The sequence below is a fragment of the Afifella sp. YEN Y35 genome (genome assembly GCF_047553465.1).
GTDB classification, from domain to species: Bacteria; Pseudomonadota; Alphaproteobacteria; order Rhizobiales; family Afifellaceae; genus Afifella; species Afifella aestuarii.
This window is the reverse complement of sequence record NZ_CP180203.1, coordinates 3,061,450-3,077,979: the sequence shown is the minus strand read 5'-3', so window position 1 is coordinate 3,077,979 and position 16,530 is coordinate 3,061,450. Positions and strand designations below refer to the sequence as shown.

At 63.9% G+C, this 16,530-nt stretch carries 14 protein-coding genes; 12 read left to right on the top strand and 2 right to left on the bottom strand.

Annotated elements, in window-relative coordinates; translation table 11 throughout:
- The first annotated feature begins 35 nt into the window (after positions 1–35).
- The 4 genes from malQ (at position 36) to ACK8CP_RS14700 (ending at position 6,403) form a co-directional block, all read left to right on the top strand.
- Complete coding sequence (gene malQ, locus ACK8CP_RS14715; RefSeq protein WP_414832321.1) at positions 36–1,868, top strand: 4-alpha-glucanotransferase; 1,833 nt, start codon at positions 36–38, stop codon at positions 1,866–1,868.
- Between the two features lie 142 nt (positions 1,869–2,010).
- The gene (gene glgC / locus ACK8CP_RS14710; RefSeq protein ID WP_414832320.1) at positions 2,011–3,291 is read left to right on the top strand and encodes a glucose-1-phosphate adenylyltransferase; all 1,281 of its coding nucleotides are present in this window, start codon (positions 2,011–2,013) and stop codon (positions 3,289–3,291) included.
- 8 nt (positions 3,292–3,299) lie between these two features.
- The gene (gene glgA, locus ACK8CP_RS14705) at positions 3,300–4,775 is read left to right on the top strand and encodes a glycogen synthase GlgA (protein WP_414832319.1); all 1,476 of its coding nucleotides are present in this window, start codon (positions 3,300–3,302) and stop codon (positions 4,773–4,775) included.
- A complete protein-coding gene (locus ACK8CP_RS14700; protein WP_414832318.1) occupies positions 4,772–6,403 on the top strand; it encodes an alpha-D-glucose phosphate-specific phosphoglucomutase in 1,632 nt (543 codons plus the stop codon). The genes glgA and ACK8CP_RS14700 overlap by 4 nt, the downstream gene beginning before the upstream one ends.
- Positions 6,404–6,446: 43 nt before the next feature.
- On the opposite strand, the gene ACK8CP_RS14695 is transcribed toward ACK8CP_RS14700, so the two are convergent.
- On the bottom strand, positions 6,447–7,337 hold the full coding sequence (locus tag ACK8CP_RS14695; protein ID WP_414832317.1) for an MBL fold metallo-hydrolase: 891 nt from the start codon (positions 7,335–7,337) through the stop codon (positions 6,447–6,449).
- A gap of 222 nt (positions 7,338–7,559) precedes the next feature.
- Between ACK8CP_RS14695 and dut the strand changes: the two genes are divergently transcribed.
- The 7 genes from dut to cysK all read left to right on the top strand — a co-directional run bounded on the left by dut (position 7,560) and on the right by cysK (position 15,076).
- Positions 7,560–8,033, top strand: a complete 474-nt coding sequence (gene dut / locus ACK8CP_RS14690) for a dUTP diphosphatase (RefSeq protein WP_414832316.1) — start codon at positions 7,560–7,562, stop codon at positions 8,031–8,033.
- A 234-nt stretch (positions 8,034–8,267) separates the two neighbouring features.
- Positions 8,268–9,473, top strand: a complete 1,206-nt coding sequence (proV, locus tag ACK8CP_RS14685) for a glycine betaine/L-proline ABC transporter ATP-binding protein ProV (RefSeq protein WP_234629919.1) — start codon at positions 8,268–8,270, stop codon at positions 9,471–9,473.
- Positions 9,466–10,668 carry a glycine betaine/L-proline ABC transporter permease ProW gene (gene proW, locus ACK8CP_RS14680; RefSeq protein ID WP_234629918.1) on the top strand — a complete coding sequence of 401 codons (1,203 nt, stop codon included), beginning with the start codon at positions 9,466–9,468 and terminating at the stop codon, positions 10,666–10,668. The genes proV and proW overlap by 8 nt, the downstream gene beginning before the upstream one ends.
- Before the next feature lie 77 nt (positions 10,669–10,745).
- Complete coding sequence (gene proX / locus ACK8CP_RS14675; protein WP_414832315.1) at positions 10,746–11,768, top strand: glycine betaine/L-proline ABC transporter substrate-binding protein ProX; 1,023 nt, start codon at positions 10,746–10,748, stop codon at positions 11,766–11,768.
- Between the two features lie 198 nt (positions 11,769–11,966).
- Complete coding sequence (locus ACK8CP_RS14670) at positions 11,967–13,292, top strand: alpha-amylase family glycosyl hydrolase (RefSeq protein WP_414832314.1); 1,326 nt, start codon at positions 11,967–11,969, stop codon at positions 13,290–13,292.
- Between the two features lie 127 nt (positions 13,293–13,419).
- Positions 13,420–13,878: a hypothetical protein gene (locus ACK8CP_RS14665; protein ID WP_414832313.1), complete on the top strand. Its 459-nt coding sequence runs from the start codon at positions 13,420–13,422 to the stop codon at positions 13,876–13,878.
- A 205-nt stretch (positions 13,879–14,083) separates the two neighbouring features.
- Positions 14,084–15,076 (top strand): cysteine synthase A, encoded by a 993-nt coding sequence (cysK, locus tag ACK8CP_RS14660; RefSeq protein ID WP_414832312.1) that lies wholly within the window; start codon positions 14,084–14,086, stop codon positions 15,074–15,076.
- A 160-nt stretch (positions 15,077–15,236) separates the two neighbouring features.
- On the opposite strand, the gene nth is transcribed toward cysK, so the two are convergent.
- Positions 15,237–15,950 (bottom strand): endonuclease III, encoded by a 714-nt coding sequence (gene nth / locus ACK8CP_RS14655; protein WP_234629914.1) that lies wholly within the window; start codon positions 15,948–15,950, stop codon positions 15,237–15,239.
- Positions 15,951–15,972: 22 nt separating this feature from the next.
- Between nth and ACK8CP_RS14650 the strand changes: the two genes are divergently transcribed.
- Positions 15,973–16,506, top strand: a complete 534-nt coding sequence (locus tag ACK8CP_RS14650; protein ID WP_414832311.1) for a DUF2244 domain-containing protein — start codon at positions 15,973–15,975, stop codon at positions 16,504–16,506.
- The last annotated feature ends 24 nt before the right edge of the window (positions 16,507–16,530 follow it).

Genomic DNA, 16,530 nt, shown 5'->3' with positions numbered 1-16,530 from the left:
GAGACCGGGGCTGACCTCGGCGAAAGGGCGAAGGAATGAGTGACACTCTCGACAGGCTGGCCGACGCCCTCGGGATCGAGACGCGCTATTGGGCACTGTCCGGTGAAGAAGTCTTCGCGGGCGACGAGACCAAAGAGGCGATCCTGACCGCCCTTGGCGTCGACGTCTCGGAGGGTGCCGAACGGCCAAGCCTGCGGCCGGCTCTCGGCGGGCTGGAGGCGCCGGAAAAGGCCTGCTTCGTGCCCGGCTTTCTCGAAGACGGTCGCTGCTGGGGCGTCGCCTGTCAGCTTTATGGGCTGCGCACGGCTCGCAACTGGGGCATGGGCGACTTTGAGGATCTCGCAAGGCTTGCCGAAATGCTCGCCGCCGATGGCGCCGACTTTTTGGGCGTCAATCCGCTGCACGCCCTCTTTCTGGCTCTGCCGGAGCGGGTGAGCCCGTTTTATCCTTCGAGCCGGCGGTTTCTGAACCCGCTCTATATCGCAGTCGACGACGTGGCCGGTTTTACGCAGGAGGATAGGCCGCCGCAAAGCTGGCTTAATGAGGCGCGTGCCGCGACGCTCGTCGATTATCCGGGCGTAACGCGCCACAAGCTCTCAGCGTTGTGGCGGATCTTCAACCGCGAGCGCGAGCAGATCCTGGTCGATCAGGATTTCGCGCGTTTTCGCGAGCGCGGGGGCCAGGCGCTCTACGACCATGCCTTGTTCGAGGCCCTGTCGCTCGGGGGGCTCGCCTCACCGACGCCTGGCGGCTGGCATGTCTGGAGTGATGAGTTTCACAGCCCGGACAGCGCCGCCTCTCGCGGCTACGCGGAAGAAAACAGCGATGCCGTGCTCTTTCAGATGTGGCTGCAATTCACCGCCGACGCCCAGCTGGCCGAGGCGCAGCGGCGGGCGCGGCGCGCGGGGATGCGGATCGGGCTCTACCTCGATCTTGCCGTTGGCGTCGCCCCCGACGGCTCGGCCACCTGGACCGACACCCGCACCACTGTGAACGGCATCACCGTCGGGGCGCCGCCGGACTATTTCAACGCCAATGGCCAGGATTGGGGGCTGGCGCCGCTCTCGCCCGCCGGGCTCTTGGACGACGATCTCGAACCCTTTCGGGCGCTGCTCGACAGCATGATGTGCCATGCCGGCGCGATCCGCATCGACCATGCGATGGGCCTTTATCGTCAGTTCTGGATCCCGCAGGGACTAGGCCCGGCGAAGGGCGCCTATATGCGCTATCCGCTGAAGGCGATGCTCGCCGTTCTCGCCGAAGTTTCGCAGGCTTATGAAAGTCTCGTCATCGGCGAGGATCTGGGCGTGGTGCCGGACGGTTTCCGCGAAGTGATGCGCGACACGGCGCTCCATGCCTACAAGGTATTCCTGTTCGAGCGCGAGGAGAGCCGTTTCCGGGGACCGCAGGAATATCCGCCGGCCGCGCTTGCCTGCGTCACCACCCACGACACGCCGAGCCTTCTCGGCTGGTGGACCGGGCACGACATCGACGTGCGTCTTGGGCTCGATCTCCTGCGCCCGGATCAGGCGGACAGCGAAAGGCAGCAGCGGGCGGGGGACCGCCGGGCGGTGGCGCGGCTTCTTGCCGAGCACGGGCTTGGCGAGATCGACGCCGACGATGCGGAAGGTTCCGCAGGCGAGGCCGCCGTGCAAATCTCCAGGCTTCTGGCGCGAAGCCCCTCACGCCTTCTTGCCGTCTCCCTCGACGATCTCGCCGGAGCGCGCGACCAGCCGAACGTGCCGGGGACCATGGACGAACACCCGAATTGGCGTCGGCGTCTTCGCGTCGATCTCGACGAATTGCGCGCCAGTGAACTCTATCGGCGCACCATCGAAGCGCTCCGCGAAGAAAGGCCGCAGCCGTGAAGTGGTGATGCCCTGGCGGGAACCCGATGTGCAGCCTTAAGACCTTCACGCAGAACGCGACCTCGCCCTTGAGCCGGGCTTGCGTTCGGCCCATGGTATGTCCGCGCGCCGGCGGGGGATGGTTCGGCGGGGGAGATTTTCAATGAGCAGAATCGATCCGGATGCGCTGGGTGGCCGCTTGGCCCGGCGCACGATGGCTTTCGTCCTGGCTGGGGGCCGGGGCAGCCGTCTCATGGAGCTGACGGACAATCGAGCGAAGCCCGCCGTCTATTTCGGCGGCAAGAGCCGAATCATCGACTTCGCGCTGTCGAATGCGCTCAATTCCGGCATCAAGCGCATCGCGGTTGCCACGCAATACAAGGCCCACAGCCTTATCCGGCATCTCAACCGAGGGTGGAATTTCTTTCGGCCCGAGCGCAACGAGACGTTCGATCTCTTGCCGGCGTCCCAGCGTGTGGCCGAAGATAAATGGTATGTCGGCACCGCCGATGCCGTGGCGCAGAATATCGACATTATCGAAGATTATGGGCCGGAACTGATCATCATCCTCGCGGGCGATCACGTCTACAAGATGGATTATGAGATCATGCTGGCCCAGCATGTCGACAGCGGTGCTGAGGTTACCGTCGGTTGCATCGCCGTGCCGCGCATGGAAGCGAGGGGCTTCGGCGTCATGCATGTCGACGCCGGCAACCGCATCGTCGATTTCGTCGAAAAGCCGGCCGATCCTCCCGCCATGCCCGACAATCCGGACCTCGCGCTCGCCTCCATGGGCATCTACGTTTTCCATACGAAGGTGCTGTTCGAGCATTTGCGCCGCGACGCCGACGATCCGGACTCAAGCCACGATTTCGGCCGCGACATCATTCCCCGGATCGTCAAGGAAGGCGGCGCGGTGGCGCATCGATTCGCCGAATCCTGCGTCATGTCGGGCGCGGAGCCCGAACCCTATTGGCGCGACGTCGGCACCATCGATGCCTTCTGGGAAGCCAATATCGATCTCACGGATTTCGTCCCCGGCCTCGACCTTTACGATCACAATTGGCCGATCTGGACCTACAGTGAGGTCACGCCGCCGGCAAAGTTCGTGCATGACGAAGAGGGGCGCCGCGGTTCGGCCGTGAGCTCGCTGGTTTCCGGCGGCTGCATCCTGTCGGGTGCGCGCATCGACAAATCGCTCTTGTTCACCGGCGTTCACGCCCATTCCTACAGTGAGCTTTGCCGCGCTGTGGTTCTGCCGCACACCACGATCAACCGGCATGCTCGCCTCACCAACGTGGTCGTCGACCGCGGTGTCGTCATTCCGCGCGGCCTCGTCGTCGGCGAGGATCCGGAAGAAGATGCGCGCCGCTTCCGCCGCACCGACAACGGCATCTGCCTGATCACGCAGCGGATGCTCGACCGCCTCGATTCCGAGGCATAAGTGTTGCCGTGAACAAAGTCCTTTTCGTCGCCTCCGAATGCTATCCGCTGGTCAAGACCGGGGGGCTCGCCGATGTCATCGGGGCCCTGCCGCTCGCGCTTGCCGGGGAAGACGTCGATGCGCGCGTTCTGCTGCCGGCTTACCCAGAGGTATGCGAGCGGCTGAGGGAAGCGGAAGCGCTCCCCTTGCCAGGCGGGAAAGTTCTCGGCCAGGAAGGCCGCCTTCTCGCCGCGACGACAGAGGAAGGGCTCAAGGTCTGGGCGCTCGACGTGCCGGCCTTCTTTGCCCGCGTCGGCAATCCCTATGTCGGGCCGAATGGCCATGACTGGCCGGACAATCATCTGCGCTTTGCCGCCTTGGCGCGCGTCGCCGCCGATATCGCGGCGCACGGCGTCGGCCGATGGCGGCCGCAGCTCCTGCACATCCATGATTGGCAGGCCGGCCTCGTGCCGGCCTATCTCGCTGCGGATGAGATCGATCTGCCGACCCTCTTCACCATTCACAACATCGCCTTCCAGGGTGTCTTTCCCGCGGCGGAGATCACGCGCCTCGGTCTGCCGGGGCGCTATTACCACCGCGACCTGACCGAATTCTGGGGCCAGATCTCCTTCCTGAAGGCAGGCATTGCCATGTCGAGCAAGGTCTCGACGGTGAGTCCGACCTATGCCCGCGAGCTCGAAAGCCCTGAATTCGGCTGGGGCCTCGACGGCCTCATCCGCCACCGCCAGGCCGATATGTGCGGAATCCTGAACGGCATCGATGCCGGCGTCTGGGATCCGGCGAACGATCCGTTGATCGCGGCGCCCTATTCGGCCGAGAAGCCGGCGGGCAAGGCGCGCAACAAGGAGGCGCTGCAGGAGCGTCTCGGCCTTGAAAACGATCCGAACGCGCCGCTCTTTTGCGTCGTCAGTCGCCTGACTCAGCAAAAGGGCATGGATCTTCTTCTGGAAAACCTGCCGCAGCTCTTATGGCGTGGCGGGCAGCTTGCCGTTCTGGGCAGCGGTGAGACGCATCTGGAAGCGGGCTTCCGCGAGGCGGCATTCAACAATCCAGGCCGGGTCGCGACCGTCATCGGGTACAACGAACCGCTGTCGCATCTCCTGCAGGCGGGGGCGGATGCGATCGTCATTCCATCGCGCTACGAGCCCTGCGGCCTGACCCAGCTCTACGGCCTGCGCTACGGCACTTTGCCGATCGTCTCGCGCACCGGCGGGCTCGCCGACACGATCATCGATGCCAATGCCGCTGCCGTTCAGGCGGGAACGGCGACCGGCTTCCAATTCGCGCCGGTAACCCCTGAAAGGCTGCGCCATACGCTCGACCGTGCCTTCGATCTGTGGGCCGACCGAAAAGCCTGGCGTGTCGCCCGGCGCGCGGCGATGCAATCCGATTTCGGCTGGTCCGCCTCGGCCCGGCTCTACAGAAACCTCTACCGGCGCATGCTCAAAGACGCGCGCCAGAAGAAGATGGGAGAGACAAAGTGAACATTGAGACCGTGTCGACAAAGCCGATCGCCGGACAGAAGCCCGGGACCTCCGGCCTCAGGAAGAAAACCGCGGCCTTTCTGGAGCCCGGCTATCTGGAAAACTACATCGCTGCGATCATCGAAGGCATCGGCGGTGTCGAAGGCGCCACGATGGTGATTGGCGGTGACGGCCGCTTCGGCAATCGTCAGGCGATCAAGACGCTCGTGCGCATGCTCGCGGCTGGAGGCGCGAAGCATCTCATCATCGGCCAGAACGGGCTTCTGTCGACCCCAGCCGCCTCCTGTGTCATCCGCAAGCGTCAGGCGACGGGCGGCTTCATCTTCTCCGCCAGTCACAATCCCGGCGGCGAGCACGGCGATTTCGGTCTCAAATACAATCTCGCCAATGGCGGGCCGGCCCCCGAAAACGTCACCTCCGCGATCTACGAGGCGACGCAGACGCTCTCCTCTTACAAGATTGCCGATCTCGACGAGATCGACCTCTCCAAAGTGGCGACGGTCGAGCATGACGGTGTCATGATCGAAGTGATCGATCCGGTCACGGATTATGCCGTCCTCATGGAAGAGCTCTTCGATTTCGATGCGATCTCGGGGCTCTTCGCCTCCGGCTTCCGCCTCGCCTATGATGCGATGCATGCTGCGACCGGCCCCTATGCGAAGGCGATCCTGGAAGGCCGCCTGGGGGCGGCCGTGGGGACGGTGCGCAACGGTGAGCCGCTGCCGGATTTCGGCGGGTTGCACCCCGATCCGAACCCCGTCCACGCCAAGGCGCTTTTCGACCTCATGGCCGCGCCCGAGGCGCCCGATATGGGCGCCGCCTCCGATGGCGACGGTGACCGCAATCTCGTTCTCGGCCCCGGCCTGCCGGTCTCGCCGTCCGATTCCATTGCGGTCCTTGCCGCCAATGCGCATCTCGCGCCCGGCTACAAGCGTGGCCTTGCCGGCGTGGCGCGCTCCATGCCGACGAGCCGCGCCCTCGACCGCGTGGCCGAAGAGCTCGGCATTTCCCTCTACGAGACGCCGACCGGCTGGAAATTCTTCGGCAATCTTCTCGATGCCGGAAAAATCACCATGTGCGGCGAGGAAAGTGCTGGGGCCGGTTCTGACCATGTGCGCGAGAAGGACGGCCTGTGGGCGGTGCTTCTGTGGCTCAACATCCTCGCCGTCCGCCGCCAGTCGATCCCCGAGATCGTGCGCGAGCATTGGGCCCGCTTCGGACGCAATTACTATACGCGCCACGATTATGAGGCGATCGAGACGGAGCGTGCGGAAACGCTGATGTCCGAGCTGACGGCGCGCCTCGGCTCTCTCAAGGGCGAGACCGCCGGCTCCCTCACCATCGAAGGCGCCGACGAATTCGCCTATCACGACCCGATCGATGGCTCCCTCGCCGAGCATCAGGGGCTTCGCATTCTTTTCGAGGGCGGCGGCCGCGCCGTCTTCCGGCTGTCGGGCACCGGCACGGAGGGCGCGACCTTGCGTGTCTACCTGGAGCGCTTCGAGCCGGCGGGCGGCGATCACACTCAGGAGCCGCAGCAGGCGCTCGCCGAAATCATCGCGGCCGCGGGCGAGGTGGCCGGGATCGAAAAACACACCGGCCGCACCGAGCCCGACGTCATCACCTGAGCGGTGATGCCTTTGTGTGAGGAGGAAAGCGCGGCCTGAAGCCCTACTCCCAGGCCGCGCCTTCGAGCGTGTTGAGTGGAATCTTGAGATAGCGCCGGCCATTTGCCTCCGGTTCCGGCAGGCGCCCGCCGTTCATATTGATCTGCAACGCGTGCAGGATCAGCTTCGGCATCGGCAGGTTTTTGTCGCGCTTGTTGCGCAGTCCCACATAGGCGGCCTGCGTTTGCGCCTGCTGGAGGTGTTTGTTCTTCGCCTTCTGTTCGCCGACCGTCGATTCCCATTGCGGCTCGCGCCCGTCCGGCATGTAATCGTGGCCGGTGAAGAGGCGCGTCTCCTCGGGAAGCTTCAGAATCTCCTGGATCGAGTTCCAAAGCGTCGCGGCATCGGCGCCGGGAAAATCCGCCCGCGCCGTGCCGAAATCCGGCTGAAACAGCGTATCGTGGACAAAGGCCGCATCGCCGATGACGTACGTGACGGAGGCAAGCGTGTGGCCCGGAGAGAACATGACGCGGCCTTCGATCTCGCCGATGCGGAAATCGTCGCCATCCGCGAAAAGCCTGTCCCATTGGCGCCCGTCAGCCGGGAAGTCCGGCCAGTTGTAGAGACCCTTCCAGAGCTTCTGCACGTCGGTCACATGCGCGCCGATGGCGCGGGGAGCGCCGGTCTTTTCCTGCAGGTAATGGGCAGCCGAGAGATGGTCGGCATGCGGATGCGTGTCGAGGATCCATTCCGCGACGAGCCCTTCGCGTTCGACAAAAGCGAGGATCTGGTCGGCGTTGAAGGTGGCCGTCGCCCCGGATTTCTCATCGTAATCGAGCACCGGGTCGATGATCGCACAGCGCTTCGTGGCGGGATCTGCCACGACATACTGCACGGAAAACGTTCGTTTATCGAAAAAAGCGGTCACGGCGGGCTTTGCGGAATGGCGCATCATGTCCTCTCTGGTTCCTGACGCCCACCACATGGATCACATTCAGAAAATTGCAAATGTGGGTGACCACCCTCTGCTCCCTTGACCGGCGGGACCCTTCCTGCAACGCCGTGGCGATCGGGATGGCCTGCAAAGAACGACATCCGCCCGACGCGCCGGCCGGATGTCGTTGGTGAGCCATGTCCTTGGTGAGCCGTGTCCGGCCCCTGGTGAGGAAGAGTGCTGATGAGCGTCGATGCGTCGCCCCGCGTTGAAATCAAGATCCTGGATGAGCGTCTCCGGGATTGGGGCCTGCCCTTCGCGCATTCCGCGATGGCGGCCGGGGTCGATCTCAGGGCGTGCCTCGAAGCGCCTCTTACGCTCGATGCCGGAGCGCCCGCGGCGCTCATTCCGGCGGGCTTCGCCCTTTCGATTGCCAATCCCCACATCGCGGCTCTGATCCTGCCGCGTTCCGGGGCCGGGCACAAACGGGGCCTTGTTCTCGGCAATGGCGTGGGGCTGATCGACGCGGACTATCACGGTACGATCATGATCAGCGCCTGGAACCGCAACGCCTCGGGTGACGCCGTCCTGATCGAGCCCGGAGAACGCATCGCGCAGATGCTTTTCGTGCCGGTCCTGACACCGCGTTTTCAGGAAGTGGCGGAGTTTTCGGGCCTTAGCGAGCGGGGTGAGGGCAGCTTCGGCTCGACGGGCTGATCTCGTCGGATCGACCAACAAAACCGCGCACATCCGTTTCACGAGATGAAAATTGTTCCGGGAGATGCAATTTGTGCGCTCCTCTTCGAGACGGCGCGCAGCCCCGGAAAACCGCCGATCTTGGCTCCATTGAGGCGAAAAGATGGCGGCTAAAGGTTGACTCATCGGCCCCTCGGCCATACCTCTCCTGCCACCCAATCCTCTTTTAGTTGAAATCGCAAAGGACCAAGCGACTTGAGCGAAAGCGAGACGCTTGTTGTCAAAAATCTTTTTAAGGTTTTCGGCGACGACCCCGCCAAGGCGATCTCCCTCTACCGGGAGGGGCTCGATAAAGACGGGATATACGAGAAGACGGGGATGACGGTCGGCGTCTGTGACGCCAGTTTTACGGTTCACGAGGGCGAAATCTTTGTCGTGATGGGGCTTTCCGGCTCCGGCAAATCGACGCTCGTGCGCATGTTGAACCGGCTGATCGATCCTTCCGCTGGCGAGATCATCGTCAAGGGCTCCGACATTGCGGCCATGTCCGACAAGGAGCTCATGCATTTCCGTCGCAAACACATCAGCATGGTGTTTCAATCCTTCGCGCTGATGCCACATCTGAGCGTTGTGCAGAACGCCGCCTTCGGGCTGGAGCTCGCCGGCGTGCCGCTGGCCCAGCGTGAGGAAAGAGCCCGCACCGCGCTCGCCCAGGTCGGGCTCGAGGCCCGCGGCGACAGTTACCCCAACGAACTCTCGGGTGGCATGCAGCAGCGCGTCGGTCTGGCGCGCGCGCTCGCCAACGATCCATCCATCCTTCTGATGGACGAAGCCTTTTCGGCCCTCGATCCGTTGATCCGAACGGAGATGCAGGACGAGCTTGTGACACTGCAGGAAGAGCAGCAGCGCACCGTCATCTTCATCTCCCACGATCTCGACGAGGCGATGCGCATCGGTGATCGCATCGCCATCATGGAAGGCGGCCGCGTCGTCCAGGTCGGTACACCTGACGAGATCTTGAACAACCCGGCCGATGATTACGTCGCTTCCTTCTTCCGCGGCGTGAACGTGTCGAACGTCCTCACCGCCGGCGACGTCGCCGTGCGGGAACAGGTGACGACGGTGGAGCGCGACGGCCAGATCCGCAGCATTTTGCAGCGGATCGGCAAGGCCGACCGCGACTATGCCTATGTCCTCGACCGGCGTCAGCATTTCCACGGCGTGGTCTCCGCCGCCTCGCTCGAAGAGCAGGTGAAGTCGGGAAAACCGGAGCTCCGGAATGCCTTCCTTCCCGATATCGAGCCTTTGAAGGCCGATACGAGGATCGGAGAGATCATCGGCGCCGTTGCGGCCGCGCCCTGCGGCCTGCCGGTGGTCGACGACAATGGGCGCTATCTCGGCGTCGTCTCAAGGGCGCTGCTTCTGCAAGCCTTGGACAGGGAGACCGCGCAAGATGCCTGAGACCAGCAATCCCTGGGCCTCGTCGGCCCAAAGTGGTGCCGACAGCGCGGCCTCTTCCGGCGCCGACGCTGTCGCACAGACCTCAGATGGCGCCGCCTCCGGAGCGGCCGATGCGGCCTCCGGTTCCGCCAATCCCTGGGGCGCGAGCGGCGGTTCCGATGCCGGCGTTCCGGCCGGCGGCGGCTCTTCGACGCCGGATTGGTTGAGCCAGGCGGCACCCCCGCCGCAGCACCATTTCGATATCATGCATCCGTTCGATCGGGCGATCATTCCGATCGAAGACTGGGTGGAGCATCTCCTCGACTGGGTGGTCGCCAATTTCCGTCCGATCTTTCAGGCCGTGCGCCTGCCGATCGATTGGGTGCTGTCGGCCATTCAAAGCGCCCTTCTCGGCGTGCCGGCAGTCGTCATGATCGTCCTCCTTGGTCTGCTCGCCTGGCAGGCGGCTGGGCCACGGCTCGGCATCGGCGCGGTAATCGCTCTGACCTTCATCGGCGCGATCGGCGCCTGGGATCAGAGCATGGTGACGCTGGCGCTGGTCTTCACCTCAGTCTTCTTCTGCATTTTGATCGGTTTGCCGATGGGCATCTGGCTGGCGCGCAACGACCGCGTCGCGCAGATCGTCCGGCCGATCCTCGATGCCATGCAGACGACGCCGGCCTTCGTGTATCTTGTGCCGATCGTGATGCTTTTTGGTATCGGCAACGTGCCGGGTGTCATCGTGACGATCATCTTCGCGCTGCCGCCTCTGGTCCGCCTCACCAATCTCGGCATCCGCCAGGTTCCGGGCGATCTCATCGAAGCAGCCAAGAGCTTCGGCTCATCGAAGCGGCAGCTCCTCTACAAGGTGCAGCTGCCGATCGCCATGCCGACGATCATGGCCGGCGTGAACCAGACGCTGATGCTGGCGCTGTCGATGGTGGTGATCGCCTCTATGATCGCGGTCGGCGGCCTCGGTCAGATGGTTCTGCGCGGCATCGGCCGTCTCGATATGGGCCTCGCCACCGTGGGCGGCATTGGCATCGTGCTTTTGGCCATCATCATCGACCGGATGACACAGTCGCTTGGTATCACCAAACGGGACCGCGGCAATATCGCCTGGTACGAGACCGGCCCGGTCGGATTGGTGCGGCGCCTCACCGGGCGGGGGTCTGCAGCGTCGAAGAACGCGAAGACCGAGCCCAGAGAAGCGTAGGCCCGGCGGCACCCAGCCGGACCTGCAGAAACGGCCGCTTTGCGGCCACGATGAAAACCCCGAAGGGAGATCACATCATGAACTACCCGATGACACCGAAAGCCTTGCGCGGGCTTGCGGCTGCTGCCGGCCTCACGGCCGCGCTCGCCGCGGGCTCTGCGCTTGCCCAGGACAAGCCGGGCGAAGGCGTGGAAGTGATTCCGCTCAAATCCTCTATTGCGGAGGAGACCTTCCAGACCGTTCTCGTCAACAAGGCGCTTGAAGAGCTGGGCTACGACGTCCAGCCGATCAAGGAACTGGAATATGCGACGGCCTATGTCGCGCTCGCCAATGGCGACGGCACCTTCATGGCCGACAGCTGGGATCCGTTGCACAAGGATTTCTTCGAGGAAGCCGGCGGCAAGGATAAGATCTACCGCGAAGGCGTCTACTCACCCGGCGCGCTGCAGGGCTATCTGATCGACAAGAAGACGGCCGAAGAGCACAACATCACCAATCTCGGCCAGCTCAAGGATCCGGAGATCGCCAAGATCTTCGACCATGACGGCGACGGCAAGGCCGACCTCACCGGCTGCACCCCGGGCTGGGGCTGCGAGAAGGTGATCGAGCATCAGCTCGACGCGTTCGACCTGCGCGACACGGTCACCCACAACCAGGGCTCCTATTCCGCGATCATCGCCGACACGATCACCCGCTACAAGCAGGGCGAGCCGGTTCTCTATTACACCTGGACGCCTTACTGGGTGTCTGGTGTGCTCGTTCCGGGCAAGGACGTGGTCTGGCTGAACGTGCCGTTCTCCTCGCTTCCGGGTGAGCGCAAGGACGTCGACACCTCGCTGCCGGACGGCTCCAACTACGGCTTCCAGGCCAACGAGCAGAAGATCGCTGCCAACCGCGAATTTGCGGAAGCCAACCCGGCGGCTGCGAAGCTCTTCTCCGTCATGGAGATCTCGGCCAACGATATTTCCGCTGAGAACCTTCTGATGCGCGACGGCCAGGATTCCGAGGAAGACATCGAGCGTCACGCTGATGCTTGGATCAAGGGCCACCAGGAAGAGTGGAACGATTGGCTGGACCAGGCTCGCGCCGCGGCCGAGTAAGCGACAGCTCACCAGGATGCGGCCGTGGTGCCGCATCCAAAAATTCTGGAAGGCCGGCTCCGAGCGAGCCGGCCTTTTTCTTTGGCCACTTTCTTGGGTCGCGTGCGGGTTCTTTCGACCGCGTAGGGGTGGTCAAATCTCGGGACCGCGCTCTTTGCGGTGGCACGACGACAGGCTGAAGCGAAAAGGGGGCGACGCATGATCGATTGGGTGAGGCACGCCATTGCCTGGCATGTTTATCCGCTGGGTTTTGCGGGCGCAGAGGCGGAGAATGATCGCGCGGCGCCGGTGGCGCACCGCCTCCCGCGGCTCGAAAACTACCTTGACTATGCGGTGGAGCTCGGCGCGTCGGCACTTGCGCTGGGGCCGGTTTTTCAGTCGGCCACGCACGGCTACGACACGCTCGATTATTTTGCCGTCGACCGCCGCCTCGGCGACGATGGCGACTTCGATCGCCTGGTCCATGAGGCTCATGCCCGCGGCCTCAAGATCATTCTCGACGGCGTGTTCAACCATGTTGGCCGTGACCACCCGTTCTTCCGCGATGTGATCGAGCACGGCCCAAAAAGCGATAAGGCGGCCTGGTTTCGCCTGACATGGCCGCAGGACTGGCAGCCTGGCAGCGAGCCGCAATACGAGAATTTCGAAGGCCACGATCAGCTCGTTGCGCTCAATCACCACGAGCCGGCGGTGGCAGAATACGTTGCCTCGGTCATGGATCATTGGCTGGCGCGCGGCGCCGACGGCTGGCGCCTGGATGCGGCCTATGCGGTGCCGCCGGCGTTCTGGGCAAAGATCCTGCCCGGACTTCGTCAAAAGCACCCGAACGCCTTCATCTTCGGCGAGGTCATTCACGGCGACTATCCGGCTATCGTCCGGGAATCGGGCTTCGATTCGCTCACCCAGTACGAATTGTGGAAGGCCTTATGGAGCGCCCTCAACGACCGCAACTTCTTCGAGCTCGCCTGGGCCTTGGAGCGCAATGACGCGCTCTTGGACGATTTCGTGCCCGTCACCTTCCTCGGCAATCACGACGTGACACGCATCGCCTCCAAGTTGACCGACGAGCGTCATCTGCCGCATGCCGTTGTGCTCCTCTTCACCCTGCCTGGCACGCCCTTCGTCTATTATGGCGACGAACAGGCCTTCCGCGGCATCAAGGAAGACCGGATCGGCGGCGATGATGCGATCCGCCCGGCGTTTCCCGACAGTCCTGCTGAGCTGTCGGAGCTCGGGGCGCCGATCTTCCGCCTGCATCAGGAGCTGATCGGCCTTCGCCGGCGCCATGCCTGGCTTCACGGCTCGCGGGTCACGGTGCGTCACCTCGAAAATGCAGCGCTCGTTTATGAGAGTGCGGCAGGGGGGGAAAAGATCCTGGTCGCGCTCAATCTGCAGGAGGAGCCGGCCCGTCTGCCGGTGTCGGCCGCACGCGAGCAGCTTGCAGGCGAAGCGAACCTCGAAGGGGAAGGTGAGGAGAGTGTCGCCGTGGTGCCGGGACATGGCTTTGCAGTGTTCAGCTGCTGATGCACCACCCTGGAGGAAACACGACGCTGTGAGCCCGGCGTTTCTGCCCGGCAGCCCCTCGTGCATCCTTTTGGGGAGCCTGGCAGTTGGTATCGACAACCCTGAGGTGGAGACAAAGGAGCAGCCCTTGACCAGCACCATCAATGCCATGTTGGGCGGCCTCATCGGCGGCGCAATCGTGACCGCCGTGATCGCGGCCGGCCGTCAAAGCGGACTGGCCGACATCGCGCTTCCTGAAGAGGAGGAGGCGCTGTTCGATCGGCCTTCGCAGGCGCTTTCGCGCCGCCATGATGCGCGCGTCTGGGCATCGTCGCAGGGCAACCATCTCCTCGCGGCGGCCGGTTTCGGTCAGGCCTATTCGGTTGTGCGCGAGCGCTTTCCGGCGGTTTCGCCAGCGCTCCTCGGCGCGGGTTTCGGCGCGCTCCTGCATGTCGTGACCTCGGCGGGCCTCGGTCATGCCGTCGGCATCGCCCATGGCCGCTTTCGCGCGCCCGAGGGTCAGGCCGGCAAGCGCTTCGGCATGCACGTGATCTTCGGCGTGGCGACTGCGCTTGCCACCGACATGATCGAGCGCCGCCGCCGATAAGGCATCGTCGCGGGACGTCGGGGCCCTGAAACTTCAGTACGCGTGTGTGCTTTGCCGAAATGGAATCTGGTGCTCCCCGCGGGTGCATTTCTGAAATGCCGTTCTTTCGCGGCGGCCCGAATCGCGGAGCTGCACCTCGCCGGGAACAGCGGCGGGGCCTAGGTTGTTGGCCTAGAGATTTCCGAAATTTTCGATGGAGGACGCCATGAACGATCAGGCGCTTCAGCGCGATGTCACTGCCCGCAAGCCAGGTCGTGGCCGCATCTACAATTCGATTACCGAGACGATCGGCGACACGCCGATCGTACGCCTCGACAAGCTCGCCAAGGAGAAGGGCGTTCAGGCCAATCTTCTGGCGAAGCTCGAATTCTTCAACCCGATCGCCTCGGTCAAGGACCGCATCGGCGTGGCCATGCTGGAAGCGCTGGAGCGCGACGGCAAGGCAAAGCCCGGCGAGACGACGCTGATTGAGCCGACATCCGGCAACACCGGCATCGCGCTCGCCTTCGCAGCGGCCGCCAAGGGCTACAAGCTGATCCTCGTCATGCCCGAAACGATGTCGATCGAGCGTCGCAAGATGGTGGCGCTCTTGGGCGCCGAGCTCGTTCTCACCGAAGGTCCGAAGGGCATGAAGGGCGCCATCGCCAAGGCGGAGGAGCTTCTCGAGCAGACGCCGAATTCCGTCATGCCGCAGCAGTTCGACAATCCGGCCAATCCGGAGATCCACCGCAAGACGACGGCCGAGGAGATCTGGAACGATACCGGCGGCGCGATCGATGCTCTCGTGGCTGGCATTGGCACGGGTGGAACCATCACCGGCGCCGGCCAGGTGCTGAAGGAGCGCAAGCCAGATATCCGCGTCGTGGCGGTCGAGCCGGCGGACAGCCCGGTGCTGGCCGGCGGCAATCCTGGCCCGCACAAAATCCAGGGCATCGGCGCAGGCTTTGCCCCGAAAGTGCTCGACACGTCGGTCTATGACGAGATCATTCCAGCGACCAACGACGAAGCTTTCGAATATGCCCGCCTTGTCGCGCAGCTTGAAGGCGTGCCGGTCGGCATTTCCTCAGGCGCGGCCCTGTCGGCTGCCGTGAAGCTCGGCCAGCGGCCGGAATACGCGGGCAAGAACATCGTCGTGATCATCCCCTCCTTCGCCGAGCGCTATCTGTCGACGCCGCTTTTCGAAGGTCTCGGCGAGTAAGAGACAGGATCCACGCCGACACGGGCTTCGGGAAAGGCGGCCTTCGGGCCGCCTTTTTCGTTGGGCCGATTTTTTCATCGAGCCGGTAGGTGACGCGTGCTGGCGCCCGTTTTTCGCGGTCTGAGGCGGAGGGACGGGCAGGGCGGTCACATCGGACCGCTTATCCTTTGTCCAGCACCAATCCGGCCGGCTCCGTCTTCGCCTCGTAGCGGCAGAGATCGGCGATGACGCAATCGGGGCATTTCGGTTTGCGCGCCACGCAGACATAGCGCCCGTGCAGGATCAGCCAGTGATGGGCGTGGAGCTTGAAATCGTCGGGCACGACTTTTTCGAGCATCAGCTCAACGGCGAGCGGATCCTTGCCGGGCGCGAGCCCCGTCCGGTTGGACACCCGAAAAATATGCGTGTCGACGGCGATGGTCTTTTCGCCGAAGGCGACGTTCATGACGACATTGGCGGTCTTGCGCCCGACGCCCGGCAGCTTTTCCAGGGCTTCCCGGCTCGGCGGGACTTCGCCCTGATATTCGGCGATGAGCTGCTGCGACAGCGCCACGACGTTCTTCGCCTTGTTGCGGTAAAGCCCGATCGTCTTGATGTGCTCGCGCACGGCCTCCTCGCCGAGCGCCACCATCTTGTCCGGGGTCGGGGCGACGCGGAAGAGCTCTTTGGTCGCCTTGTTGACCCCGGCATCCGTCGCCTGCGCCGACAGAACCACAGCGACGAGCAGCGTGTAAGGGTCGGTGTGCACGAGCTCGCTCGTCGGCTCCGGCCGCTCCGCCTTCAGCCGCGAGAACAAGGTGACGATCTCGTCTTTGGAGAGGAGGGAGCCGGCGGGAGCCGCTTTCTTCCTTTTGACACTCGTGTTTTTGCCCATCTTCTCCCTATAATCATTCCAAATGAATGAGAGCAACGCGCCTGTCGCCGCCTCCGGCGACGAGGAGATCTTTTCGGTCACGTTGACGCCGCACCGTTCGCTCGGCCCGCGGGGCTTCGTTGCGGTCATGGCGGTCTTCGGCGCGACCTGTTTTCTGTCCGGCCTGTTGTTCTGGCGTCTCGGAGCCTGGCCGATCGGCGCTTTTTTCGGCCTCGACTTCCTGATCTTGTTGGGCGCCTTCGCGCTCAGTTACCGCTCCGGTCGTGCCTTCGAGGACGTGACCGTCAGCCGCAGAGATCTCCTCATCCGCAAGGTCGCCCCGAACGGGCGGGCGCGTGAGCTGAGGCTCGATCCCTATTGGAGCCGGCTGGAGGTGCGCGAGCTCGAAGACGAAGGCGTGGTGCGCCTTCACCTCGTCAGCCGGGGCGAGAACGTGACAATCGGTGAATTCCTCAATCCCGACGACCGGGCGAGCCTTGCCGATGCGCTAAGCGACGCGCTCCATGCTGTCAGACGTCCGCCTGCCTTCGCCGAAACCATGATGGAGGCCGGCTAGTCCACCACCCGGTGCGCAAGAAAC